Annotated in this window: 22 protein-coding genes, 1 pseudogene and 1 riboswitch; of the genes and pseudogenes, 10 read left to right on the plus strand and 13 right to left on the minus strand. The window is 69.3% G+C overall.

Features of this window, described 5'->3' with window-relative positions; all coding sequences use genetic code 11:
* Positions 1–100 (minus strand): annotated as a pseudogene (locus ABZ855_RS39855) (16S rRNA (cytidine(1402)-2'-O)-methyltransferase); the annotation flags it as partial.
* Between the two features lie 602 nt (positions 101–702).
* On the minus strand, positions 703–1563 hold the full coding sequence (locus ABZ855_RS39860; RefSeq protein WP_360815962.1) for a thioesterase family protein: 861 nt from the start codon (positions 1561–1563) through the stop codon (positions 703–705).
* Positions 1564–1716: 153 nt separating this feature from the next.
* Between ABZ855_RS39860 and ABZ855_RS39865 the strand changes: the two genes are divergently transcribed.
* Entirely contained in the window at positions 1717–2973 is a 1257-nt protein-coding gene (locus tag ABZ855_RS39865) for an alpha/beta hydrolase-fold protein (protein ID WP_360815965.1), read from the plus strand.
* Here ABZ855_RS39865 and ABZ855_RS39870 read toward each other — a convergent pair.
* From ABZ855_RS39870 to ABZ855_RS39915, 10 genes are all read right to left on the minus strand, one after another.
* The gene (locus ABZ855_RS39870) at positions 2870–3538 is read right to left on the minus strand and encodes a trimeric intracellular cation channel family protein (protein ID WP_360816124.1); all 669 of its coding nucleotides are present in this window, start codon (positions 3536–3538) and stop codon (positions 2870–2872) included. The genes ABZ855_RS39865 and ABZ855_RS39870 overlap by 104 nt on opposite strands.
* 27 nt (positions 3539–3565) lie before the next feature.
* Positions 3566–4957 carry a M1 family metallopeptidase gene (locus tag ABZ855_RS39875; RefSeq protein WP_360815968.1) on the minus strand — a complete coding sequence of 464 codons (1392 nt, stop codon included), beginning with the start codon at positions 4955–4957 and terminating at the stop codon, positions 3566–3568.
* A 102-nt stretch (positions 4958–5059) separates the two neighbouring features.
* On the minus strand, positions 5060–6274 hold the full coding sequence (locus ABZ855_RS39880) for a dipeptide ABC transporter ATP-binding protein (RefSeq protein ID WP_360815971.1): 1215 nt from the start codon (positions 6272–6274) through the stop codon (positions 5060–5062).
* A complete protein-coding gene (locus ABZ855_RS39885; protein ID WP_360815974.1) occupies positions 6271–7362 on the minus strand; it encodes an ABC transporter ATP-binding protein in 1092 nt (363 codons plus the stop codon). The genes ABZ855_RS39880 and ABZ855_RS39885 overlap by 4 nt, the downstream gene beginning before the upstream one ends.
* Positions 7359–8366, minus strand: a complete 1008-nt coding sequence (locus ABZ855_RS39890; RefSeq protein WP_105970537.1) for an ABC transporter permease — start codon at positions 8364–8366, stop codon at positions 7359–7361. The genes ABZ855_RS39885 and ABZ855_RS39890 overlap by 4 nt, the downstream gene beginning before the upstream one ends.
* A 71-nt stretch (positions 8367–8437) precedes the next feature.
* A complete protein-coding gene (locus ABZ855_RS39895; protein WP_360815977.1) occupies positions 8438–10189 on the minus strand; it encodes an ABC transporter substrate-binding protein in 1752 nt (583 codons plus the stop codon).
* 56 nt (positions 10190–10245) lie between these two features.
* Complete coding sequence (locus ABZ855_RS39900) at positions 10246–11244, minus strand: ABC transporter permease (protein ID WP_360815979.1); 999 nt, start codon at positions 11242–11244, stop codon at positions 10246–10248.
* A gap of 466 nt (positions 11245–11710) precedes the next feature.
* Positions 11711–12508: an enhanced serine sensitivity protein SseB C-terminal domain-containing protein gene (locus tag ABZ855_RS39905; RefSeq protein ID WP_319209932.1), complete on the minus strand. Its 798-nt coding sequence runs from the start codon at positions 12506–12508 to the stop codon at positions 11711–11713.
* A gap of 186 nt (positions 12509–12694) precedes the next feature.
* The gene (locus ABZ855_RS39910) at positions 12695–13495 is read right to left on the minus strand and encodes an enhanced serine sensitivity protein SseB (RefSeq protein WP_360815982.1); all 801 of its coding nucleotides are present in this window, start codon (positions 13493–13495) and stop codon (positions 12695–12697) included.
* Positions 13496–13588: 93 nt separating this feature from the next.
* The gene (locus ABZ855_RS39915) at positions 13589–14275 is read right to left on the minus strand and encodes an AAA family ATPase (protein ID WP_360816127.1); all 687 of its coding nucleotides are present in this window, start codon (positions 14273–14275) and stop codon (positions 13589–13591) included.
* A 222-nt stretch (positions 14276–14497) separates the two neighbouring features.
* Positions 14498–14598, plus strand: a riboswitch (glycine riboswitch).
* Between the two features lie 160 nt (positions 14599–14758).
* On the opposite strand from ABZ855_RS39915, the gene gcvT reads away from it, so the two are divergent.
* From gcvT to ABZ855_RS39960, 9 genes are all read left to right on the plus strand, one after another.
* Complete coding sequence (gene gcvT / locus ABZ855_RS39920) at positions 14759–15877, plus strand: glycine cleavage system aminomethyltransferase GcvT (protein WP_360815985.1); 1119 nt, start codon at positions 14759–14761, stop codon at positions 15875–15877.
* Positions 15878–15978: 101 nt separating this feature from the next.
* The gene (gcvH, locus tag ABZ855_RS39925; RefSeq protein WP_360815988.1) at positions 15979–16356 is read left to right on the plus strand and encodes a glycine cleavage system protein GcvH; all 378 of its coding nucleotides are present in this window, start codon (positions 15979–15981) and stop codon (positions 16354–16356) included.
* Positions 16357–16385: 29 nt separating this feature from the next.
* A complete protein-coding gene (glyA, locus tag ABZ855_RS39930; RefSeq protein ID WP_360815991.1) occupies positions 16386–17648 on the plus strand; it encodes a serine hydroxymethyltransferase in 1263 nt (420 codons plus the stop codon).
* 56 nt (positions 17649–17704) lie between these two features.
* Positions 17705–19072: an L-serine ammonia-lyase gene (locus tag ABZ855_RS39935; protein ID WP_360815994.1), complete on the plus strand. Its 1368-nt coding sequence runs from the start codon at positions 17705–17707 to the stop codon at positions 19070–19072.
* A 28-nt stretch (positions 19073–19100) separates the two neighbouring features.
* On the plus strand, positions 19101–19910 hold the full coding sequence (locus tag ABZ855_RS39940) for a leucine-rich repeat domain-containing protein (RefSeq protein ID WP_360815997.1): 810 nt from the start codon (positions 19101–19103) through the stop codon (positions 19908–19910).
* 65 nt (positions 19911–19975) lie between these two features.
* Positions 19976–20995 (plus strand): S66 peptidase family protein, encoded by a 1020-nt coding sequence (locus tag ABZ855_RS39945; protein ID WP_360816000.1) that lies wholly within the window; start codon positions 19976–19978, stop codon positions 20993–20995.
* A 96-nt stretch (positions 20996–21091) separates the two neighbouring features.
* Positions 21092–21772: a hypothetical protein gene (locus ABZ855_RS39950; protein ID WP_360816003.1), complete on the plus strand. Its 681-nt coding sequence runs from the start codon at positions 21092–21094 to the stop codon at positions 21770–21772.
* Between the two features lie 66 nt (positions 21773–21838).
* Complete coding sequence (locus ABZ855_RS39955; protein WP_360816006.1) at positions 21839–22138, plus strand: hypothetical protein; 300 nt, start codon at positions 21839–21841, stop codon at positions 22136–22138.
* Positions 22139–22160: 22 nt separating this feature from the next.
* Complete coding sequence (locus tag ABZ855_RS39960) at positions 22161–22727, plus strand: DUF5709 domain-containing protein (protein WP_360816009.1); 567 nt, start codon at positions 22161–22163, stop codon at positions 22725–22727.
* 37 nt (positions 22728–22764) lie between these two features.
* On the opposite strand, the gene ABZ855_RS39965 is transcribed toward ABZ855_RS39960, so the two are convergent.
* Positions 22765–25053 (minus strand): BTAD domain-containing putative transcriptional regulator, encoded by a 2289-nt coding sequence (locus ABZ855_RS39965; RefSeq protein ID WP_360816012.1) that lies wholly within the window; start codon positions 25051–25053, stop codon positions 22765–22767.
* Positions 25054–25161: the final 108 nt, after the last annotated feature.

Below are 25161 nucleotides of genomic sequence, written 5' to 3' on the forward strand. Positions count from 1 at the left end.
CCTCGTTGCCCTCGAAGTACGACACGACCCGGCCCTTGGGCTGCACCCCGAGCGCCTGGGTGAGCCGGCGCAGTCGCCGGGTGTCCTCGGCCGCGGCCAGGCAGCGTGCTCGGAAAGCCGGGCCGAGAAGCCCGGGCTGCAGGCTCAGACGGCGGAGTCGGGAACCCGCGCCGGGCCGCCCGCCCTGGAACGCGGGAGCGAGAAACCGCGCCGGGCCGCCCGCCCTGGAACGCGGGAGCGAGAAACCGCGCCGGGCCGCCCGCCCAGGAACACGGAAGCCAAAAGCCGCACCGGGGCCACACGCCCAGCCACACGGGAGCCAAAAGCCGCACCAGGGCCACACGCCCAGGAACGCGGAGCCAGAAGCCACTCCGAGCCGCCCGCCCAGCCACACAGAAGCCAAAAGCCGCACCGAGCCGCACGCCCAGGAACGCGGGGGCGGGAGGCCGCGTCGGGCGGTCGACTCGGTGGCGGCCCGCGTCGGGTGGGGCGGTGGGCCGTGCGGCCGAGGAGGGTCGGCAACTTCGGCCTGGCCGGAGGCGTCCCCGGCGCCTCGGGCGGGGCGGCGGGACTGCGGGGCGGCACCGCGAGGAGCCCGGCAGCTCTGCCCCGCCGGAGGCACCTCACCTGCCCGTCAGGGAAAGCGCGCCCGCAGGGACGCGCCCGACCTGACCTGCCCTGCCCTGCCCTCGGAGAGCGAACTCAGCCGAGCCGTACGCTCGCCAACTGGCGTGACTGGGCGACCAGTCGGTCTGCGCTGTCCCAGACCTCGGCGTCCTCCTCCAGGAAGCCGCCGGCCAGGTTGCGGGTCGTGATCGAGACGCGCAGCGGGCCCGGCGCCGGGCGGCAGCGCACATGCACGGTCAGTTCGACCGTCGGGACCCAGCCGGACATGCCGATCTCGAAGGCGGTCGGCGGCAGCGCGTCGACGGCCAGGAGCAGCGAGAGCGGGTCGGCGTCGCGGCCGTCCGCGAGCCCGAACCAGGACCGCATCTCCCCCTTGCCGGAGGGCGCGCCGAGCGCCCAGCCGAGGGTCGCCGGGTCGAGCTTGAGCATCAGCCGGTCGGCGATGGCGGAGCCGGCCGCACCCGGGTCGGGGGCGTCCTGCGGCCCGAAGCACTGGTCCATGGGCGGGAACACCGGCGGCTCGGCGCTCGTGCGGACGTCGTCGGGAAGGGCGTCCAGGTCGCCGTAGGAGGCGAGGACGCGGATCCGCTCGATCTCCTGGCCCTCGTCGTCGTACTGGAAGAGGGAGGCCGTGCCGGTCGACAGCGAGCGTCCGGTGCGGACCACCTCCGTGCGGATCACGGCCGGGCCCGGCCGGGACGCGGTGAGGTAGTGCGCGGTGACGCTGAACGGGTCGCCGTGCGGCAGGGCGTCGGCGAGGGCGCGGCCCAGTATCGCCAGCAGATAACCGCCGTTGACGGCGTTGAGGATGGTCCAGCCGGCGGAGAGTTCGGTGTCGTAGACACCGGGCGCACGCCGGGTGACGGCGGTGTCGCGGTCGAACTCGCTGTCGCCGATGCTCGCTCGCACGGCCTGGACGGAAGCTGCTTCTGGCATACGTGAAAGGTACAGCAGAACCATACTAAGCGGTAGCTTTTTTCGCTCACCTGTCTTCGCCGACCTCCGGCGCTCGGTAAGTGCCCGGAATGTCTTGGGTAAGGGTTCGCCCGCCACCGTGACCTCCCGCGCCCGCGCCGCCTCCTCCCAGACATGAGCCTCACCGGTACGCCGTTCCTCGTCACGACGATCGCGCTCGCCGCCGTCGCCGTACTGCTGCCCCTCGCCCTCTGGTCCCGGGTGCGGGGGCCCGCGCTCGTGCGCGGTGCCGCCAGGCTGCTGATGGTGCTGTTCGCCCAGGCCACCGCGATCACCCTGGTCTTCCTGGTGGTGAACAACGCCAACAACCTGTACGACAACTGGGGCGACCTCCTCGGGACGGGCGACCACGTCCAGGCCGCCGCCGACCTCGGCCCCGACGGCACCGGCGGTATCTCGCTGCGCAGCCTGCCCAAGGTGAGGCAGACATTCCACCAGGCGAACGGACCCGGCATGCACGCGGCCGGCGGAGTCGAGGTCACCGAACTCAGGGGCCGCGTCTCGGGCGTCGACGCCGAGGTCTATGTCTGGCTGCCGCCGCAGTACCACGAGGCCGCCTACCGGCACCGGACGTTCCCTGTCGTCGAGCTGCTGCCGGGCTACCCCGGCTCCCCGAAGGCCTGGTTCGGCTCCCTGCACGCGCCCGCGCAACTGCTGCCGTTGATGAGGAGCGGCCAGATCACGCCCTTCATCCTGGTGGCGCCGCGCACGACGCTCATCGCCGACGCGGACACCGGCTGCGCCAACATCCCGGGCCGGGTCAACGCGGACAGCTGGCTCAGTGTCGACGTACCGAAAATGGTCACGGACAACTTCCGTGCCGAGAGCGGGCCGGGCGGCTGGGCCGTGGCCGGGTACTCGGCCGGGGCGCACTGCGCGACGAAGCTCGCCGTGGCGCACCCCGACCGCTACCACGCCGCCGTCTCCATGTCCGGCTACAACGACCCCATGGGCGAACCCGTCTCGCTGGCCGCGCAGGACCCGCGGCTGCGGGCCGCGAACAACCCGTACCTGATCCTCGGGCACGACCCGGTCCCGCCCGCCGTCGCGCTCTACTTCTCCGGTGAGTCCGGCGACGGCTACGAGGCCGGTCTGGCCCTGCGGAAGGAGGCGAAGCCGCCGACCAGGGTGGACGTGGTGTGGCTGCCGCGCAGCGCCGGCGGCCACAACATGGCGCTGTGGCGGCCCCAGATCACCACGGTGTTCCGCTGGCTGACCCAGCAGTTCGACGCGAGCGGCCGGAATGCGGGCGGCGCCACGGGCGGGTTCACCGGCCGGACTCTTCCTCCTGAGCCGTCGACCGCCGGTTCCACGCACGCGGCGCTCGCCAGTGGAACCGCATCGCGAGCAGCCGCAGTGCGAAGGCCGTGACGGCCGCCAGCCCGCTGGTGACCGGGTTGAGCGCGTCGTAGCGGATGCACAGGACGACCAGCGCGGAGCCGACGATCGCCGGGACCGCGTACAGGTCACGGTCCCAACGCAGCAGCGAGGGAACCTCGTTGGCGAGTACGTCACGCAGCACTCCGCCGCCCACGGCGGTCGCGAGACCGAGGGCGGCGGAGGCGGTGAGGCCCAGGCCGTAGTCGTACGCCTTCACCGTGCCCGTGACACAGAACAGCCCGAGCCCCGCCGCGTCGAACACGTTCACGCCCGCCTGGATGCGCTCCACCTCCGGGTGGAGGAAGAAGACGAGCAGCGCGGCGAGCAGCGGAGTCAGGAAGTAGCCGAGATCCGTGAAGGCGGCCGGCGGCACCGCCCCGATGACCACGTCCCGCAGCAGTCCGCCGCCCAGCGCGGTGACCTCGGCGAGCACGGCGATGCCGAAGACGTCGAAGTTCTTCCGGACGGCGAGCAGGGCGCCGGAGATCGCGAAGACGAAGATGCCGACGAGGTCGAGGGTGTGCTGGACGGAGGGGCTGAAGAGCTGCTGGATCACCACCTCCGTATTCTCACCGGCGAGGGTTTACAGGGTGGGCTTGCCGGTCGTGAAGAGCCAGGTCCGGAAGAGATCGTCGAGCTGCTGCCCGCTGATCCTCTCCGCGAGCCGGACGAAGTCGTCCGTGTCGGCGTTCCCGTACCGGTGGAGCTTCGTCCAGGTGGGCAGGAGCTTGAAGAAGGCCGGGTCGCCGATGCGTTCGCGGAGCATCTGCAGGGTCATCGCGCCGCGCTGGTAGACGGCCGAGGCGAACATGGTGTCGCGTTGCGGGTCGCCGACGACGATCTGCCAGAAGGCGCTGTTAGCGGGGCGGGAGTTGTACCCGGCGAGGAAGGAGTCGTGCGCGGAGCGGGTGCCCTTGTACCCGGCCCACAGCCACTGGGAGTAGGTGGCGAAGCCCTCGTTGAGCCAGATGTCCTTCCAGTGGTCGACCGACACGGAGTCGCCGAACCACTGGTGGGCCAGCTCGTGCACGATGGTCGTCTCGTTGCGGACGGCCGAGTAGACCGGCTTGGTCTGCGTCTCCAGCGAGAACCCGGCCGCCGGCATGTCGTCGACGATCGCGCCGGTCTCCTCGAACGGGTACGGCCCGAAGACCTTCGACCAGTAGTCCGTGGCCTCGGCCGTCACCGCGTACACATCGACGTTGTTGCTGTTGGCCAGCACCGGGTCGATCGCGACGTAGATCGGCGTCCCGCCGGGCGTGACGCCCGTCTTCACATCGAACTTCCCGATGGTCGCGGTGGCGAGATAGGTCGCCATCTGCTTCTTCTCACGCCAGTGGGTGTACGTCGAGCCGCCCTTGTCGTACGTCGAGACCAGCCGGCCGTTGGAGACGGCGGTCAGCCCCTTCGGCGCCTTGATCCGGATGTCGAAGGCGGCCTTGTCGCCGGGGTGGTCGCTGGACGGGAACCAGGTGGAGGCGGCGTTGGGTTCACAGGCGACGAAGACTCCGTCGGGGGTCTTCATCCACCCGTAGCTGGAGCCGAAGACGATGGGCCCACCGAGCGGCTCGGGCACCCCGCCATAGGTGACGGCGACCTCGAACTCCCGCCCCTTGGCCAGGAATCCGCGGGGCGTGACGCGTATCTCGTCGCCGTCGCGCGCGAACTGGGCGCGTCTGCCGTTCACTTCGACCCGGGTGACCTCCAGCTTCTGCAGGTCCAGATCGAAGGACGAGAGGTTCTGGGTGGCCCGGGCGGTGATGGTCGTACGGCCGTCGAGGCGGTCGGTGTCCGGGTTGTAGGCGAGGTCAAGGGTGTAATGGCGGGCGTCGAAGCCGCCGTTGCCGAGCTGGGGGAAGTAGGAGTCGCCGATGCCGTCGGCCCCGGGGGCCGGATGGGAGGAGGCGGCGATGACAAGGAAGGAGGCCGCCGCGGTGGCGACGGCCCCTAAACGTGCCGAACGGGAGAGGGTCATGAGTCGTCCCTTTCGAGCGTGCACCGGTCTGATACGACGGACACGGACGACTCTGCGCTCTCCCGTTCAGGCATGCGCATGACTTTGCCAACTTGTCATGCCCTACTTGTCCGTTGACTCCTGCGGGTCTGACTCCTGCGGGTCCGTGGTGGCTTGTCGCGCCCCCGCGGCGGTAGCCGCAGATTCAGCACTGTCCCGCGCCCCTGGGTGGGTCTCCGCCGCCGGGGTTACCAGTTCCACGGCCTCCCTCGCCGCCGACAGCAGCACGGTGTCCTGCGGGGCCTGGTCCTCGGCGTTCTCCGGGTGGTGGCAGGCGACCTGCTGACCGGGCTTCAGCTCCAGGAGCGGCGGCTCGGTCGTCTTGCAGATCTCGGTCGCCTTCCAGCACCGGGTGTGGAAGCGGCAGCCGCTCGGCGGTGCGATCGGCGAGGGGACATCGCCCTTGAGCAGGATGCGCTCGCTCTTGGCGCCCCGGCGCTTGGGGTCGGGAACCGGCACCGCCGACATCAGGGCCTTGGTGTACGGGTGCATCGGCGCCTCGTACAGGGACGACCGGTCGGAGAGCTCGACGATCTTGCCGAGGTACATCACCGCGATCCGGTCCGAGACATGGCGAACGACGGACAGGTCGTGCGCGATGATCACGTAGGTCAGGCCGAGTTCCTGCTGGAGGTCGTCCATCAGGTTCACGACCTGCGCCTGGATCGACACGTCCAGCGCGGAGACCGGCTCGTCCGCGACGACCAGCTTCGGCTTCAGGGCGAGCGCGCGGGCGATGCCGATGCGCTGGCGCTGACCGCCGGAGAACTCGTGCGGGTAGCGGTTGAAGTGCTCCGGGCTCAGACCCACCAGCTCCAGGAGGCGCTGGACCTCCTTCTTCACCCCTCCCTCGGGTTCCACGCCCTGGAGCCGGAAGGGCGCCGAGACGATCGAGCCGATGGTGTGGCGGGGGTTCAGGGAGCCGTACGGGTCCTGGAAGATCATCTGGATGTCCCGCCGCAGCGGACGCATCCCGGCCGCGTTCAGCCGTGTGATGTCCTGGCCCTCGAAGTGGATCGAGCCGCCCGTCGGTTCCTGGAGCCGGGTGATGACCCGGCCCATGGTCGACTTGCCGCAGCCCGACTCGCCGACCACGCCGAGGGTCTCGCCCTTGCGCACCTCGAAGTCGATGCCGTCGACGGCCTTCACCGCGGCGACCTGACGCTGCAGGATCCCCTTCTTGATGGGGAAGTGCTTGACCAGGCCCTCGACCTTGAGCAGCACCTCGCGCTCGTCGGCGGAGGAGGCCGCCACCTCGGGTTTCTTCGTCTCACTCACAGCTTCGGCGCAATCTCTTCGGTCCAGATCCGCGTACGGTCCTCCGGCGAGAGGTGGCAGGCGGAGAAGTGCCCGCCGGCGACCTGCTGCAGCTCCGGACGCACGGTACGGGTGACATCGCCCTTGGGGATGTCCGCGTACGGGCAGCGCGGATGGAAGGCGCAGCCCGAGGGGACGTTGATGAGGCTCGGCGGCTGGCCCTTGACCGGGATGAGCCGGTCGGAGGTCTCCCGGTCGATACGCGGCATGGAGCCGAGCAGACCCCAGGTGTACGGGTGCTGCGGCTGCTCGAAGATCTCACCGACCGGCCCCCGCTCCACGCACCGGCCGCCGTACATCACCAGAACGTCGTCGGCGATCTCGGCGACCACGCCGAGGTCGTGGGTGATGAGGACGACCGCGGAGCCGAACTCCTTCTGGAGATCGCGGATCAGGTCGAGGATCTGCGCCTGGACGGTGACGTCGAGAGCGGTGGTGGGCTCGTCCGCGATCAGCAGTTCGGGGTTGTTGACCAGCGCCATCGCGATCATCGCGCGCTGACGCATACCGCCGGAGAACTCGTGCGGATAGCCGTCGACACGCTTGCCGGGCTCGGGGATACCGACCCGGTCGAGCATCTCGATCGCCCGGGTGCGGGCGACCTTCTTGCTGACGTCGTGGTGGACGCGGTACGCCTCCACGATCTGGTTGCCGATCGTGTAGTACGGGTGCATCGCGGACAGCGGATCCTGGAAGATCATCGCCATCTCGCGGCCCCGCAGCTTGCGCACCTCGTCCGGGTCGGCGCCGACCAGTTCCTTGCCGTCGAGCCAGATCTCCCCGCTCATCCGCACGTTCTTACCGCGTGCGCCGAGCCGGTGCAGACCCATGATGGCCAGCGAGGTGACGGACTTGCCGGAGCCGGACTCGCCCACGATGGAGAGGGTCTTGCCCTTCTCCAGCTGGAAGCTGAGCCCGTCGACGGACTTGACGAGGCCGTCGTCGGTCGGGAAGTGCACCTTGAGGTCGCGGACTTCGAGGAAGGCGCTGGGCGCGTTCGAGGGCGAGGGCTCGCCCACCGCCGCGCCGGTCTTGGACAGTTCGGTCACGAGAGCCTCACCCGCGGGTCGGCGGCCGCGTAGAGCAGGTCCACCAGAAGATTTGCGACAACGACGAAGAGGGCGGCGAGCAGGGTGACGCCGAGGATCGGGGGCAGGTCGTTGTCCTTGATGCCCTGCACCGCGTACTCACCGACCCCGTGCAGTGAGAACACCGTCTCGGTGATCAGGGCGCCGCCGAGCAGCAGGCCCAGGTCCATGCCGAACACCGTGATGATCGGCGTCAGCGCGGCCCGCAGACCGTGCCGGACGACGACCTTGCGCTCCCGCAGGCCCTTGGCGCGGGCCGTACGGATGAAGTCCTCGTTCATCGTCTCCAGCATCCCCGAGCGGGTGAGCCGCGCGTAGATGGCGGAGTAGAGCAGGGCGAGCGAACACCATGCCGGGAACAGGGTGTTGGCCCACTGTGCCGGGTTCTCGGTGAACGGCACATAGGTGCGGCCGAAGATCGGCCACTGGTAGGTGAAGAGCAGCAGCGCCAGGTTGCCGGTGAAGAACATGGGCAGGGAGACACCCGCGAGGGCGACGCCCATGAAGGACCGGTCGAAGAACGAGCCGGGCTTCAAGGCCGAGATGACGCCGATGGCCACACCGGACACCAGCCACATCACGGCCGCGCCGGCGGCGAGCGAGATCGTCACCGGAAGGCGGGAGGTGAGCTGCGGCCAGACCTCGACATGGGTCTTGAAGGAGTAGCCGAAGCACGGCGCGTTGCACTGTGTCGTGGTGGGCCCCAGGTCATAGGTGGCACCGGACACGATCCCCTTGATGAAGTGCCAGTACTGGAGATAGAGGGGGTCGTCCAGACCGAGGTTGCTCTTGACCGCAGCGATGTCCGCCGCCGACGGGCTCTTCCCGATGTACTGCTGGGCCAGCTGGTCGGCGGTCTGGCCGGCGAGCCGTGGCAGCAGGAAGAAGATGGCGAAGGTCACCGCGGTGACGACCAGCAGCAGGATCACTGCCGCGAACGTCCGACGGAGGATGTACGAGATCACGGGGATCGGCCTGGTGCCCGCGGGCTGCGAAGCCCGCGGGCACCAATGCCTTCACCTGCCTTCCGGGGCTGCTACTTCTTCGTGGTGCCGATGTTGAGGTAGTCGTACTGACCGCTGAAGGCCGCCGTGGAGACCAGGTTGGTGAAGTTGGCCGGGCGGTACAGCAGGACCTTGAAGTAGGTCAGCGGGACGAGCGCCGCCGCGTCCATGGTCTTCTTGTCGATCTCGGCGTACATGCCCTCACGCGCGGCCTTGTCCTCGGTGCCGATCGCCTTCCCCAGCAGGTCGTTGACGCTCTTGTCGTCGAACTGCGAGAGGTTGGTGTTGCCCGAGGCACCGATGGCGGAGCCGTTCAGGATCTGCTGGAGGAAGCCGAAGCCGGCCGGCCAGTCGGCACCCCACTGCATCATCATCAGACCGACGTTGTTGTCCGCGTCCCACTTCGGGACACCCGCGTAGTCGGTGAAGTACTTGCCCGACGGGAACTGCTTCAGGCTGGCGTTGATGCCGGCCTTCTTCAGCGAGTTGATGATCGCGGTGGCCGCGTCGATCTCGGCCGGACGGTCGCTGCGCGCGGTGATGTTGGTGTTGATCGTGGTCTGGCCACAGGCCTTGAGAGCGTCCTTGGCCTTGGTCACGTCACCCTTGTTGCCGTCGGTGGCGTAGACGTCCGACTTCGCGTAGCCCGGGATGTCGGGCGGGAGGACGGTCGTGGCGATGTCACCGCGGATCGGGCCACCCTCGGCGGTCTGCACCGAGACCTTGTCGATCGCGTACTGCACGGCCTTGCGGCAGTCGACGTTGTCGAACGGCTTCAGCTTGGTGTTGATCGCCAGGTAGACGAGACGGCCACCGTAGGTGTTGTCGGTGCTGGCCTTCTTGTCGGCGTTGTTGATCACGTCGGCCTGGGTCGCGGCCTGGACACCGGTACCACCGAGGTCGATGGCGTTGCCCGCCATGACGTCCTGGTCGATGGTCTCCGGGTTGACCTTCAGGTTGACCACGATCTTGTCCGGGTACTGCTTGCGCAGCGGGTCGGTCGCGGGGTCCCAGTTCTTGTTGCGGACGAGGACGGCCGACTTGCCCTCGTCGTAGCTCTCGAACTGGTACGAGCCCGAGGACACGATGTTCTTGACGTAGTCGATGCCCTTGTCCTTGGACTGGGGCACCGGCGCCGTCTGCGGCTGCGCGGTCAGGTAGTCGAACTCCTGGAAGGCGCGGTTGAGCTTGAAGACGATCGTGGTGTCGTCCGGCGTCTGGATGGACGCCAGGCCCGCGGGGTTCTTGTCCTTGTAGGGACCCTTGTACTTGTCGCCGCCGTCGAGGAACTGCTGGAAGTAGTTCGGGCCGAGGGAGAGCACGTCACGCGCGAAGTTGGAGCGCTCGACGGCGTACTTGACGTCCTTCGAGGTGATCGGGGTGCCGTCCTGGTACTTCAGCCCCGAACGGAGCTTGTACGTCCAGGTCTTGCCGCCGTCGCTGGGGACACCGGCGCTCTCGGCGAGGTCCGGGACCAGCTCGTTGCCCTTCTGTCCCGGGCCGGGCTTGAAGGTCATCAGCGAGCGCGCGTACAGCCGGCTGAAGTTGAACATGTACCCGTAGTACGTGTTGCCGGGGTCGAAGGAGTCCGGGACGTCGGACAGCTCGTAGGTGACCGTGCCCCCCTTCTGGTCGGACACGTTGACGACGCCCGTGGTCGCTGCGTTGGCCCCAGCCGCCTTGGTACCGTCGTCCGTCTTGCCGTCATCGGCTTTGCTGCAGCCCGCGAGCACCAGGCTCGCAGATCCGATCGCCGCAACCGCGGCCAGCGCTGACCTTCGCATGATGGTCTGCTTCTCCTCCATTAGTGGAAACTTGCTGAACTCCCGACGCGACCGCATCAGCGGCTGCGCGGGTCGAGTGCGTCCCGGAGACCGTCGCCGAGCAGGTTGAACGCCAGAACGGTCACGAAGATGGCAAGACCGGGCACGATCATGAACTGCGGGTCGACCTGGTAGTAGGTGACCGCCTGGTTGAGCATGCCGCCCCAGGAAGCCTGCGGGGGCTGGATACCGACGCCGAGGAAGCTCAGTGAGGCCTCGAAGAGGATGTTGGTCGGGATGAGCAGCGTCGAGTAGACGATGATCGGGCCGACCAGGTTCGGCAGCAGCTCGCGGAAGAGGATGTACGGCCCCTTGGCGCCCATTCCGCGGGAGGCGTCCACGAACTCTCGCTCGCGCAGGGCCAGCGTCTGGCCGCGGACGATGCGCCCCAGGTAGGGCCAGTTGAAGAAGCCGATGACGAAGATCAGCACGGTGATGTGGAGCGGCAGCCCTTCCAGACCGAACGCGCCGCCCTGGAGCGTGGCGGAGATGGCGATGGCGAAGAGCAGGAGGGGGAAGGCGAGGAAGGTGTCCATCAGCCGACTGATGATCGTGTCGACCCGTCCGCCGTAGTACCCGGCGACCACACCGAGGACCGTGCCGATCACGTTGGACAGGATCGTGGCGCCGAACGCGACGACCAGCGAGACCCAGGAGCCCTCCAGGATGCGGGTGGCGATGTCACGCCCGAACTTCGGTTCGACACCGAGCGGGTGGTCCCAGCTCATGCCACCGAAGTCACCCTTGGGGAGGGAGGTGTTGGGGTCGATCAGGTCCTGGTTGAACGCGTTGGGATCGAGGCCGAACACGGCCTGGATGGGCCGCGAGAGGACCGCGAGCAGGACGAGCAGGATGACGATGACGCCGCCGGCGACCGCCACCTTGTCCTTCTTGAACCGGGTCCAGGCGATCTGTCCCAGGGAACGGCCCTCGATCTGCCCCTTACCGGCACCGGCGAGCACAGCCTCCGGCTGTGCCTCGGCTGCCGCTGCGGTGGTCTCGATCGGTGCGGTCACAGTGACCCGACCCCTCTCGCCGGTGGTGACCGGCCTACGCCTGCCGCTGTCTGCGGCTTGATTCACTTGCCTGCCGGGTTCGTGCCGCAGATGGTGCGGCCCGCCGACCCGGCTGTTCCTGTCGTGCTGACGATCATGCTGATTAGTCGACTAAACCATGCGTGTCGACTCACAGACACGGCCACCCCATCGTCTGACAGGCGAGTCTTCAGTGATTCGGCGATCACGTGAAAGACCTGTAGGCGAAAGTATGCGCAACCGTGATGCTCCCCTGTGGATTCCGTTATCCGAACACCGGGTAACGTCCCCCGAACGCGGGGCAGTTGGAACATAAGGTACATGCTATAGCGAAAGCGACTTTTCGTCGCTATCTACGCGCGGAGACCACGATCATGGATGGAGCCGTTCGTATGAGGAATCAGCCGCGTCGTCGGCCGGTCGGTCGGCGCCCGCCGGAGCGGCGGCGTCAGTAAGGTCGGAGTTGTGGGTATCCGTACCCGCCGGCCGCGGGCGCCTGTGCCGGAGCCGCGTGTGCCTCCCGGTCGTAGAACGGCCGGGCGTTCGCGCGCAGCCACATCACGACCGGGTCCTGCTCGTCCGACATCGCGACCGTCGACACCGGGAGCCCCTCCGGGACCGCTCCGATCGACTGCTGCATCATCGCCCGCACCGAGTCCACGGCCGGCGGCGACGTGTCGTACACGTCGAGGCCGATGGCGAGATACGGCGCTCCTAGCGCCGGCTGCACCCAGGCGCGGCGCAGGGTGCGGATCGCCGGGGTGCGGTGGGCGTTCTGACAGAGGAGGGCGTAGAACTGCGGGATCTCGATGCCGGGCTCGGCCAGCCGCAGCGGTCCCGCGGGCTGGCGTTCCAGGCCCGCCGCGATCCGGCGCAGGTCGAGCCAGGGGATGCCGACGCCGCCGCCCGGGGAGTGCGGGTTGAGCCACAGGCCGAACTGGTCGGGGTAGAGGGTGCGGGCCACGTCGAGGCCGTCGACCACCTCGTACGACCTGTTCCAGCCGCTGACCGACAGCTCCTGGGCGGAGGTCACGCAGGGCGCGTAGCCGTACCCGTCGACCTGCATGTTTCCGTACTGGGCGTCGGGGGAACCGGCCTGGCCGTGCCAGAGCAGCATCCAGATCTGGCCGGAGGACGGGGTCGCGAGAGCGCGCAGGAGCGCCTCGTAGGCGTCGTAACGCCCGGGCGTCACTTGGCGCAGCATGTGCTCGACCTGACCGGCCGCGGCCGTGCCCGACGCGCTCACCATTACCGCCCCTTCGTAACACCGAACGAGTTGTGCGTTTCCTAGCTTAAGCGGCGGGGCTGACAGAGGTTGTCTGCGAAGCCGCTGCAGAGCTCGGGACTTGCTGTGGTGGGGCGGCTGCGGGTCCATTGTGGCTGGTCGCGCAGTTCCCCGCGCCCTTGGGGGGGGTGCCCCTGGGCCTGTTTGTCAGTAGCCGTGTTGGTAGAACGGGCGGACTCGGTCTCGCAGCCAGTCCGTCACCGGGTCCTGGGCCAGGTCCAGGAAGACGAGGTTCACCGGCCAGGGGGCGGGGATGTGGCCCAGTGCCCTGGCCAGGGCGTCCATCGGGATGGTGCGGGCGACCGGGTCCCAGGGGGAGAGTTCGACGCCTATGAACATCACGGGGGCCGCCGTCTCTATCGCGGCCAGGCAGCGGCGGGCCGTCTGGACGACGCCCGTGCCGGCGAACTCCGTCGCCGCGGCGGCGAGGAAGTCGACCGGGTCCTCCTGCCAGTTGGGCTCGTAGAGGCGGACGCGGCCGCCGGCCGCGCCGTCGAGGACACTGCGGCCCGCGCGGCAGAGTTCGGCGACGGCCGGCGGGGGCAGCGGGACGCCGACCACGCCGTCCGGGTTCACGGCGATGCCGACCTGGGGCGGCAGGCCGCGGGCGAACTCGACGGCGGGGGCCACGGTGTACGACACATGGCCGCCGACGACCTGCCGGAACTGCTCCTCCGAGCTGAAGACCGGTACGTACGCCTGGCCCGCGATGTCCATCGTCGGCAGGTCGAGCGGGCCGGTGTAGGGGCCGCCGCCGGACGGGAGGGGGACCCAGACGAAGCTGCGGCCGAGGACCTCGACGATGCGGGCGCCCGCGCCGGGCACCCCGAGGGACGCCGAGAGCACTTCCTCCAGCTCGTTGCCCGGCCATCCGCCGTGCGAATGGGGGTGTGCCGGTGCGGGGAAACCCCCGGGAAAGTCCGGGGGGAAGTCCGCCGGGATGTCCATCTGCCTACCGCCTGCTGTGAACCGCTGTCCTGAGTCCCTCAAGGGGAGTCCCTTAATGGGCAAAACCCTAACCGGCCCCGGCGGATACCGAGGTCAGTCCGCGAAGTCGATCCTGCGCAGGACGTCCGCCGCGTCCCGGTCGATCAGCACCGCCGAGCCGCAGCCCTCCGGCAGGTTCCCCTTCTCCACGGAGCGCAGCAGCCGCGAGGCGGCCCGCCGGTGGCGCAGGAACGCGTACCGCGAGACGCCCCGGCCGCGTTCGCGCTGGCCCTCCAGCGCGTCGTCGGGGGTGACGTCGAGCAGGAGGAGATGCAGGGTGCCGCCCCGGCGGCGGGCCTCGCGGGCCAGCCAGCCGCGCACCCAGGCCTGCGTACCGCAGTCGTGGACGACGACTCCGGCACCGGAGCGCAGGGCCCGGCGCAGTCCGGCGTAGTGGGCGAGGCGGACGAGGGGGCGGTAGACGGCGTAGGGAAGGAAGGAGGGCGTACGGGCGTCCCACTCGTCGCGGGTGTTCTGGGAGTCGATGCCGGTGGCGGTCACCGCCCGGCGCATCAGCGTGGACTTGCCGCTGCCGGGCAGACCGGTGACCACGACGAGGTCGCGGGCGCCGAAGGTGAGGCCGTGCGGGCTGCGGCCCGAGCGTTCCCGCAGGTCGCGGATCACGGGTTCCGGGCGCGGGGCGCACGCCTCCCGGACGGGGGCGGCCGGCTGCTTGGGCAGCGCGTCGGTCAGCCCGAGGGCCGAGGTCGTCGCGTACGCCGTGGTCCTGTTCACCGTGATCGTCCTCCCATGGGGTCGGGAGTACCGTCCCCGTCGAGTGTAAAGAGAAGGTAATACGCGGTGTCTCTCGTTTGGGTCCGCTTACTGCAACAGGCCTGCTACAGGGCGATATGCGTGCGATACACACGCTCGTGGCGGGCTGTGCCCCTCCTGTGAAGGGTCCCCCTGCCGTGCCGAAGGAATGCGTGCGATGATGTGGCCGCCAACTGCATACCGGCCGCTTGAATCCGCGCGGGAGAGTTCCGGGACCCCATGGGTACCCGGGCGCCGAAGGAGCAAGTCCCTCCCTTGAATCTCTCAGGCCCCGTTACCGCGCGGGCGAGGCACATCTGAAAAGCGGGCCGCCGGTCGTCGTGACCAGTGGCTCCACCCAAGGTGCAAGTCAGTGACCCGCCGTTTCACCGGTGGTCATGACGAACCTCTCAGGTTCCGATGACAGATGGGGAGGAACGACCTCGCCGTCATGCCCTGGGAGCACTACCGATGAGCAGCACCCCTCTGCGTCTGACCGCGCTCGATGCCCTGCATCGTTCGCTCGGCGCCACCATGACCGACTTCGCCGGCTGGGACATGCCCCTGCGGTACGGCTCCGAGCGCGACGAACATCTGGCCGTACGCACGAAGGCCGGGCTCTTCGACCTCTCCCACATGGGTGAGATCACCGTGTCGGGGCCGGAGGCCGCCCAGTTCCTGAACTTCGCCCTCGTCGGCGACCTCGCGGCGGTGGGCGTGGGCCGCGCCCGCTACACCATGATCTGTGTCGAGAACGGCGGCATCCTGGACGACCTCATCGTGTACCGGCTGGCCGATGCCGAGTACATGGTCGTGTCCAATGCCTCCAACGCCCAGAACGTCCTGAACGAGCTGAGCAACATCGCCGAGGAGTTCGACGTCGAGGTCCGCGACGACCGCGACGCGTACGCGCTGATCGCCGTACAGGGCCCCGAGTCGCCGGGGATCCTGAAGTCCCTCACCGACGCCGACCTCGACGGTCTGAAGTACTACGCGGGTCTGCCCGGGACGGTCGCCGGGGTTCCCGCCCTCATCGCACGCACTGGCTACACCGGAGAGGACGGCTTCGAGCTGTTCGTGAAGCCGGAGCACGCCGTGGACCTGTGGCAGGCCCTGACCAAGGCCGGCGAGGGCGTCGGACTGATCCCCTGCGGACTGTCCTGCCGGGACACCCTCCGCCTGGAGGCGGGCATGCCGCTGTACGGGCATGAGCTGAGCCTCTCCCGCACGCCCTTCGACGCCGGGCTCGGCCGGGTCGTCAAGTTCGACAAGGCGGGTGACTTCGTGGGCCGCGCGGCGCTGCGCGAGGCCGCCGAGCGCGCCTCGTACGAGCCGCCGCGGGTCCTCGTCGGCCTGGTCGCCGAGGGCCGCCGTGTCCCGCGCGCCGGGTACGCGGTCGTCGCCGGCGGCCAGGTGATCGGCGAGGTCACCTCGGGCGCCCCCTCCCCCACCCTCGGCAGGCCGATCGCCATGGCGTACGTCGACGCCGCGTACGCGGAGCCCGGTACGGCGGGCGTGGGCGTGGACATCCGGGGCAGCCACGAGCCGTACGAGGTCGTGGCTCTGCCGTTCTACAAGCGCGGGAAGTGATCCTGCCCGTCGTTCCGGGTTCCCGTGTCCTGCCGGTTCACGGGCCCTCCCTGTAGTACCCCATGCATGACCAGTCCCCCGCGTACAGGAGAATTCAGGCCATGAGCAACCCCCAGCAGCTGCGCTACAGCAAGGAGCACGAGTGGCTGTCGGGCGCCGAGGACGGCGTCTCGACGGTCGGTATCACCGAGCACGCGGCCAACGCGCTCGGCGATGTCGTGTACGTCCAGCTTCCCGACGTCGGAGCCACGGTGACCGCGGGTGAGACCTGCGGCGAGCTGGAGTCGACCAAGTCGGTCAGCGATCTGTACTCCCCGGTCTCCGGTGAGGTCACCGAGGTCAACGAGGACGTCTCCAACGACCCGTCGCTGGTGAACTCCGCCCCGTTCGAGGGCGGTTGGCTCTTCAAGGTGCGCGTGGCGGACGAGCCGGGCGACCTGCTCTCCGCGGACGAGTACACCGCGTTCTCCGGCAGCTGAGGCCCCCAGGCGTAAGGACGTATCGACCCATGTCGCTTCTGAACACTCCCCTGCACGAGCTCGACCCGGACGTCGCCGCCGCCGTCGACGCCGAGCTCAACCGCCAGCAGTCCACCCTGGAGATGATCGCCTCGGAGAACTTCGCTCCGGTCGCCGTCATGGAGGCCCAGGGCTCGGTCCTCACCAACAAGTACGCCGAGGGCTACCCCGGCCGCCGCTACTACGGCGGCTGCGAGCACGTCGACGTCGCCGAGCAGATCGCGATCGACCGGGTCAAGGAACTGTTCGGCGCCGAGTACGCCAATGTGCAGCCGCACTCGGGCGCCTCCGCCAACCAGGCCGCGCTGTTCGCTCTCGCCCAGCCCGGCGACACCATCCTCGGCCTTGACCTGGCCCACGGCGGCCACCTCACCCACGGGATGCGGCTGAACTTCTCCGGCAAGCAGTTCGACGTGGTCGCCTACCACGTGGACGAGGCCGGTCTGGTCGACATGGCCGAGCTGGAGCAGCTCGCCAAGGAGCACCGGCCGAAGGTGATCATCGCGGGCTGGTCGGCGTACCCGCGTCAGCTGGACTTCGCGGAGTTCCGCCGTATCGCGGACGAAGTCGGGGCGTACCTCTGGGTCGACATGGCGCACTTCGCCGGTCTCGTCGCGGCGGGCCTGCACCCGAACCCGGTGCCGTACGCGGACGTCGTCACCTCGACGACCCACAAGACGCTGGGCGGCCCGCGCGGCGGAATCATCCTGGCGAAGCAGGAGTTCGCGAAGAAGCTCAACTCGTCGGTCTTCCCTGGCTTCCAGGGCGGCCCGCTCGAGCATGTGATCGCCGCGAAGGCCGTCTCCTTCAAGGTCGCCGCGAGCGACGAGTTCAAGGAGCGCCAGCGTCGTACGGTCGAGGGCGCCCACATCCTCGCCGAGCGTCTGGTGGCCGCGGACGTCGCCGAGCACGGGGTGTCGGTCCTCTCCGGCGGTACGGACGTCCACCTGGTCCTCGTGGACCTGCGCAACTCCGAACTCGACGGCAAGCAGGCCGAGGACCGGCTCCACGAGGTCGGCATCACCGTCAACCGGAACGCGATCCCGAACGACCCGCGCCCCCCGATGGTGACGTCCGGTCTGCGCATCGGTACGCCGGCCCTCGCCACCCGCGGTTTCACGGCCGAGGACTTCACGGAGGTCGCGGACGTGATCGCCGAGACCCTCAAGCCGTCGTTCGACGTCGACGCCCTGAAGGCACGCGTCAGGGCACTGGCCGACAAGCACCCGCTGTACCCCGGCCTGAACAAGTAGTTTCCTGGCGGGGGCACCCGACGACGCGTGCCCCCGCCCTCTTTGGAGGAGTCCTCGTGGCCATCTCGGTCTTCGACCTGTTCTCGATCGGCATCGGCCCGTCCAGCTCCCACACGGTCGGCCCGATGCGGGCGGCCCGGCTGTTCGCCCGCCGACTGCGCAACGAGGATGTCCTCGGCGCGGTGGTGTCGGTCCGCGCGGAGCTGTACGGCTCGCTCGGCGCGACCGGCCACGGCCACGGCACCCCCAAGGCGGTGCTGCTCGGCCTGGAGGGCGCCTCACCGCGCACGGTGGACGTCGAGGGCGCGGACGAACGGGTCGAGCAGATCAAGGAGTCGGGCCGGCTCAACTTGCTGGCCACCCACGAGATCGCCTTCTCCTTCGACGACGACCTGGTCCTGCACCGCCGTAAGACCCTCCCCTACCACGCGAACGGCATGACCCTGTGGGCGTACGACGCCACGGGCGCCGAACTCCTCTCGAAGACGTACTACTCGGTGGGCGGCGGATTCGTCGTCGACGAGGACGCGGTGGGCGCGGACCGGATCAAGCTCGACGACACGGCCCTCAAGTACCCCTTCCGTACGGGCGACGAGCTGCTGCGCCTGACGAAGGAGACGGGTCTGTCGATCTCCGCGCTGATGCTGGAGAACGAGCGGGCCTGGCGCACCGAGGACGAGATCCGCGCCGGGCTGCTGGACATCTGGCGCGTGATGCAGGCGTGCGTGTCGCGCGGGATGTCCCGAGAAGGCATCCTGCCGGGCGGACTCCGGGTCCGCCGGCGCGCGGCCATGTCCGCCCGCCAACTCCGGGCAGAGGGCGAGCCGTTGGCCCGCGCGATGGAGTGGATCACGCTGTACGCGATGGCGGTGAACGAGGAGAACGCGGCGGGCGGCCGGGTCGTGACCGCCCCGACGAACGGGGCTGCGGGCATCATCCCGGCGGTCCTGCACTACTACCTCAACTTCGTGCCGGGTGCCGACGAGGACGGCGTGGTCCGGTTCCTGCTCGCCGCCGGCGCGATCGGCATGCTGTTCAAGGAGAACGCGTCCATCTCCGGCGCGGAGGTCGGCTGCCAGGGCGAGGTCGGCTCGGCCTGCTCGATGGCGGCGGGCGCGCTGGCGGAGGTGCTGGGCGGCAGCCCCGAGCAGGTCGAGAACGCGGCCGAGATCGGCATGGAGCACAATCTCGGCCTGACCTGCGATCCGGTCGGCGGCCTGGTCCAGATCCCGTGCATCGAGCGCAACGGCATGGCCGCGGTGAAGGCGGTCACGGCGGCACGGATGGCGATGCGGGGGGACGGCTCGCACAAGGTGTCCCTGGACAAGGTCATCAAGACGATGAAGGAGACGGGGGCCGACATGAGCGTCAAGTACAAGGAGACGGCTCGGGGTGGGCTTGCGGTGAACATCATCGAGTGCTGAGGGGATGGGCCCTGACTATCGTTGCTCCATGACGGACGAACAACTGCCCGGCGAACAACAGCCCGCCCAGGTCTTCCCGAACCGCTTTCCCGAGGCGGTGGACTCCCGGCCCGGGGTGCCGCAGGACCGCTGCGACTGCTTAAGCCAGGTCCGGGTGAGTCCGCCCGGCGCGACGGCGCCCTTCCACGCCGAGATCCAGGACACCAGTGCGCCTGGCTGGCTCCGGCTGCTGGAGCTGATCGAAGAGGCGGCGGCCGACGGCCGGGAGGAGTTCCGCCCGCTGATCGAGCTGAGCATCGAGGAGCGCAGGCAGATCGTGACGCTGCCCGCGTCGATCGGGCGGCTGACGGCGGTCCGGAGCCTGGTGCTGTACGGAAGCAACCTGGTCCGGATACCTCCGGAGATCGGCGAATTGACGAGCCTGGAGGAGTTCAGCCCCTACACCTCGGGACGCCTGCACTGGTTCCCGTACGAGATCACGCGGTGCGCTCGGCTGGTGGACAGCACGGTGAGCACGCGCGCGATCTACGGCAACTACAAGCACCGGCCGCCGTTCCCGCGGCTCCTCCCGCCGGGTGACACGGCCTTGGACCTCGGCAGCCTGGATCCCGCCCGCTGGGGCACCACGGCGGCCCGCACCTGCAGTGTCTGTACGGGGCCCATCGCGGCCACGGGCCCGCACCAGGCGTGGCTCTCCCGGGTGGTGGCGACCGACGTCCTGCCCCTCCTGGTCAACGCCTGCTCCCCTGCGTGCCTCGACTCCCTCCCGGCCGGCGCCAAGGACTACATCCCCACCCCTCATCGGGGCGGCAGGATCGAACAGCCTCCGCCGCGCTGACCGTCGGCACCTGGGGCGGGCGAAAGTCGTGTGATCCCGCCCATGACACCGGTGACACTGACGCCATGACCATTTCCGCACTGCCTCAACTGCTTCGGCCGCGTGCTCTGAGGCCCGGAGATCTCGTTGTCATCGCATCGCTGTCCGGTCCGCTGCCGGCCGCCTACGAGCCCAACCTCGAGCAGGCGGTGGTCGCGCTCGAGCGGATGGGATTCCGCGTGCGCCGGGCTCCGCTGCTCGAAGCAGGACGCCGCCACTGGTGGAGCGCGGCCACGCCGACGGAGATCGCCGGGGAGCTCAATGGTCTTCTGCGGGATCCTGAGGTGCGCGCGATCGTCGCGAGTGACGGCGGCCAGACCACGCTCGGCTACCTCGACCTGATCGACGTCGAGGCGATCAGGGCCGACCCCAAGCCGATCGTCGGCTACAGCGACATCTCGCTGCTGCATCTGGTGCTCTATTCACGCACGGGGCTGGTCGGGTTCCACGCCGACATGGCCGTCCCCGGCTTCGGTGGCCACTGGCAGTCCGCGCCCGTGGCGCGCCGAGCGGAACTCGAGAAGCTCTACTCCAGGTTGCTGACCGGTACCGAGGCGATCGGTGCGCTGCCTGCGGGCCCGTCGTGGGAGTGCTGGCGTCCTGGACGTGCCGAGGGCCGGCTGATCGGCGGGGTGATCAACCGCATCGTGCTGGCGCAGGCGACGCGTTTCGCGCTGCCGCTGGACTGGTTCGACGGTGCGGTGCTGTTCTGGGAGGAGACGGGCGGCATGGCGTCGCACGTGTGGAGCTACCTGCAGGTGATGCGGCACTGCGGCATCCTCGACCGGATCTCCGGCATGGTCGTGGGGGTTCCGCGCGAGATCAGTGGACTCGAGCCCGGCGCGTCCCCCACTCTGCCCGAGATCGTCCTCGACGTCCTCGGCGACCGTGACATCCCGGTCCTGGGCAACGTCGAGTTCGGGCATGCCGGCCCGAATCTACCGATGCCGGTCGGCATCCACGTCGGCCTCGACGCGCAGCGGCGGACGCTGTCGCTGCTCGAGCCAGCGGTGGAGCCGGACGCGATGAGGGGGCCGGTCGGCTGAGCTCTGCGGACCAGTGCCACGCATAGGGGAACGGGGTGTTTCGCGACGTTCCCGGCGGTGGCCCGGCTGTCACTGGCATCGGATTGGATGGGGCACATGACTGTCCATGACGTAGCTCGCCAACTCCCCGCCATCGCCGACCTACGGGACCTGTGCCGTTCGCTGGCGATGCTCGATGCGATCCTCAGCCCGGACTGGGCGGACAGGCACTACTCCATGAACGCCGATTGGGCCGACGGCGAGGAGATGGCGTCGATGCGCAACGGGTCGGGAGACGAATACTCCATCGTGTTCTCGACTGCCGGGGTTTATATACGTGGCTTCGACCATGAATCGCCGATGAGCCCATATGGCAATGACGGCGAACCCTGGCCGGGAGTAATCGACGAGGTCCCCGAGCTCTTCAAGCGCTTCGTCGAGGAGCCGGCGTTCACTGACGAGGACGGCGTCCCTGTCGTGACGGCCTGCTTGTGGCGGGGAGCGACGGACGAGCGGTGGCATCACGGGACGATCGATTTCCCCGATCGCGCTGTCGATCCCGACGGAGCGACGGGCCTGTTCGAGCTCCTGGTCGACCGTTCTCCAGAAGCGTTCCAGCGCTTCGCCGAGGACTACTACGAGGTTCCCGTGGACCTGGGGGCCGTGAGCCAGGTGTATGCCTTGCGACCGCTGAGTCCGGAGCTGGTGTCATCCCTGAACCCTGAGGTCAGCTTGACCGGCCTGGCCCAGGACATTTCCGAGATCGGCTACCCGCAGCCGGACCAGGAGTCAACCTGAAGCGCCTCCCGACGGTCGGGGGCCCGCCATCAGGCCTGCTGCTGGGCGAAACCAAGCGTCAAGGAGGTGCTCAAGCCCCTCCACGAGCGTTACCTCCTCGCCGTGTGCCGGTCCACCGAGTACGAGATGATCCACTCCGCACGGGACAGCTCAGAAGCGACACGGATCAGCACCTGGCTCCACGCCTTCGACTACCTCCGCACCGAGGACGACACCTTCACTCGCGCACTCGAGGTCCGGCGCCATGCCCTCGACGCAGGCTTCCACCGCGCCCTGCCCCTCCCCCACCTACTGATCGCCGCCACACCGGAAGTGTGGACACGGCCCACCTGGAAACCCGGGTGCCTGCACGTGAACCCGTTGTAACCGGCCGAGAGGTGCGTCCGCCATGGGGAGCCAGAACCACGACGACGTCATGGGGGACGAGGTCTACCAGCCCTCGGGTCCCGACGACCGCGAGGACGAGGGTGTTCTCGACCAGGAGGACACCCTCACCGACCGGGCCGGCGACCCCTACGAGGAAGGCTGGTCACCGCCCGAGCGTCCGCTTGCGGTGGAGCACCCGGGTACGACGGCGCGGGAGCAGCGCGAGGGCGAGAGCCTGGATCAGAGGCTGGCCGAGGAACGTCCGGACACGGCGTCGGAGTGGACCGTGGCCGACGACGGCGTGGGGGATCTCCCGGGCGGGGCGGGCGAGCCCCGGGACGACGAGGTGGGCAGAGATCGGGCGGGGCGCCTCGTGGCCCCGGACGAGGGAGCGCACGAGGACACCGAGAAGGAGCTGTTCGCCCACGACGTGGGCATCGACGGCGGCGCGGCCTCCGCCGAGGAGGCGGCCGTCCATCTCGTCCCGGACGAGAACGACAGCGACAGCGACAGCAACAGCGACAGCAACAGCAACAGCAACAGCAACAGCGACGATTACGGCGGGGATGGCGGCGGCGTGCTCCCGTGAGCCGTTGCCGACCATGACCGGCCGGTGCCCTCCCCCGTCACGCGCTGTCGCGAACGAGGGTGAGTGATTCGGTCGGCTCGTCCAGCATCACCACGGTGGCGAAACGCTTCCCCGGGGACCAGTCGAGGTTGCACAGGAGTTCCGGTGTCGCGCCGACGATGACGGTGAGCGGAATACGGCCGGGGAGCTGGGCCAGGAGACCGACGAGTTCCACGGCGGCCGTGTCCGCGAGGTGCAGGTCGTCGACGATCAGGACGATCGGCCCGTCCTGCGCGGCGGCTTCCAGGAAGTGCTGCCATACGTCCGTCCACTCGTCGCCGCCCGACCACGACCGGGGGCGGTTCATGGCCTCGAAGAGCGAGGCGCAGCGGGCGGAGATCCGGTTGGCTCGGCTCTTTTCGGTGGTCAGGCGCTGGATGACAGCCCTGATCCTGGTGCGGACCGTCCAGGGCTGGTCCGACTCCGTCACTCCGGCGAACGTGGAGAGGACCATCCGGTGCAGGCCGTACGGGCCCGACTCGGCGGCGTCCTCGCCGTTCCAGGTCAGTACCTGGGCCTCGGAGAGTTCCTCGTCGGCGATACGGGCCAGCTCGTGGAGCACTTGGCGGCGGGGCGCGTCGTGGTCGCCCAGTACGGTGATCAGATGCGGCTGCGACCAGCGGCTGCTGTGGATCATCACGCTCTGGAGCAGCTCGAGTTCCCGGCGGTGCGAGGAGTCGTCCTCACTGGTCCCCGCCGGGTCGTCGTCGACGGCGGAACGGGACTCGAGTTCCTCCAGCAGCCTCCAGCGGGCGGGCAGGCCGGCGATCTCCTCGTACGAGAAGTGCTCCTCGGTCCTGTTTCTGGTGCGTTCGCAGACCAGGACGTCGCCGGGGGCGGCCAGAGCAAGCAGGGGCCCGCAGTCCTGCACCAGCGCGCCGTTGACCCTGGGCGGCGTGCCTCCGGGTCGTCGGCTCACCAGCACCTCCCCCGTCATCACGACGGCACTCGGCACTGCGCGGAGGCTCGTGCCGGCGGTGGTCCCGGGCACGGTCCTCCGCAGGGCGTCGGCGGCGCGCGCCGCCTGGAGCGCGTGCTCCTCACCGTTCGGGTCGGTGGGGAAGAGACCGAGGGTGATGTCGCCCATCGAGGAGACGACGGCGCCGCCGAAGCGTTCGATCTCCTGCTGGACGACGCTGCCGAGCCTGCCCATCGTGACGTCCAGTGCGTCGTAGTCGCCCTGGGCCGGGCCGAGTTCGGTTCTGACGAGCAGCAGGCTGACCTTCTCGCGCTCGGCGGAGAAGGTCTCGCCGGCACTGCCCCCGAGGCCGGGAACGCGTTCGGGAGCCGGGAAGAGGGAGGTGGGGGCGGGGAGCGGTGAAGGGGTGAACCGGGAGGTTGCCGGGGCGGTCCGCGCGAGGCGGGGCGGTGCGGGGACTGAGCCGCGTGCACGGTCCGAGGCGCGGGTGGGGAGTTGTGCCACGGGCGGTAACAGGGCACCGGGTGCGGGCCGGAGGGCGTACGGCGGGAGCGGCGACGCCACGACCGGGGGCATCGCTACCCGGCGCGCGGTCGGGTCGGCCGGTGCCGGGGTGAGGTGGAGGCCGGGGTCGTGGGTGAGGATCGCCTGCTGGAGCTGCTGGAGTTCGCGGCTGGGCTCGAGGCCCAGGTCCTCGACCAGCATGGCGCGCAGCCCGTTGAACACACCGAGCGCGTCGGCCTGGCGCCCGCAGCGGTACAGAGCGCGCATGAGCTGGCCGCAGGCGCGTTCGCGCAACGGCTCGCTCTCCACCATCGACTCCAGTTCGGCCAGCACCGCGTAGTGGCGTCCGCAGGCGAGTTGGGCCTCGAAGAGGTCTTCGAGCGCGTCCAGTCGCGCGTTCTCCAGGGCGGTCAGTTCGGGCCACAGCAGGCCGACTTCGGTGAGGTCGGCCAGGGCGGGGCCGCGCCACAGCTCAAGGGCGTCGCTCAGCAGCCGTGCCGCCCGGTCGGGTTCACCGGCCGCGAGGCGGGAACGCCCCTCCTTCGCCCACCGGTGGAAGAGGTGCAGGTCGATGTGGTCGGGGGTGACGTCGAGGGAGTAACCGGGGGCCTGGGTGCGCAGTGTCACCGGCGCCTGGGCGGTCTCCCCGGTGGCGAGCGTGCGCCGCAGGCCCCAGACGGCGTTCTGGAGGATCTTGCGGGCGGTCATCGGCGCCTCTTCGACGCTCCACAGGGCCGTCAGCAGTCTGCTGATGGGAACCGTCTGGTTGGGATGGAGCAGCAGGTAGCCGAGCGTCGCGCGCTGTTTGCTTCCCCCGAGAGCGAGCTGTTGTCCGTCTGCGACGACCTCGAGTGGGCCCAACATCTTGAACCACATGGCTCCCCCAGCGTGTGGTCGGCGGGCGCAGAAACAGCTCTCCTGTTCCGTGCCGGATCTACACAGCGATCATACAGATCGCAAAAACCAGCTACT

This window comes from Streptomyces sp. NPDC047042, assembly GCF_040644035.1.
In the GTDB taxonomy this organism is placed as follows: Bacteria; Actinomycetota; Actinomycetes; order Streptomycetales; family Streptomycetaceae; genus Streptomyces.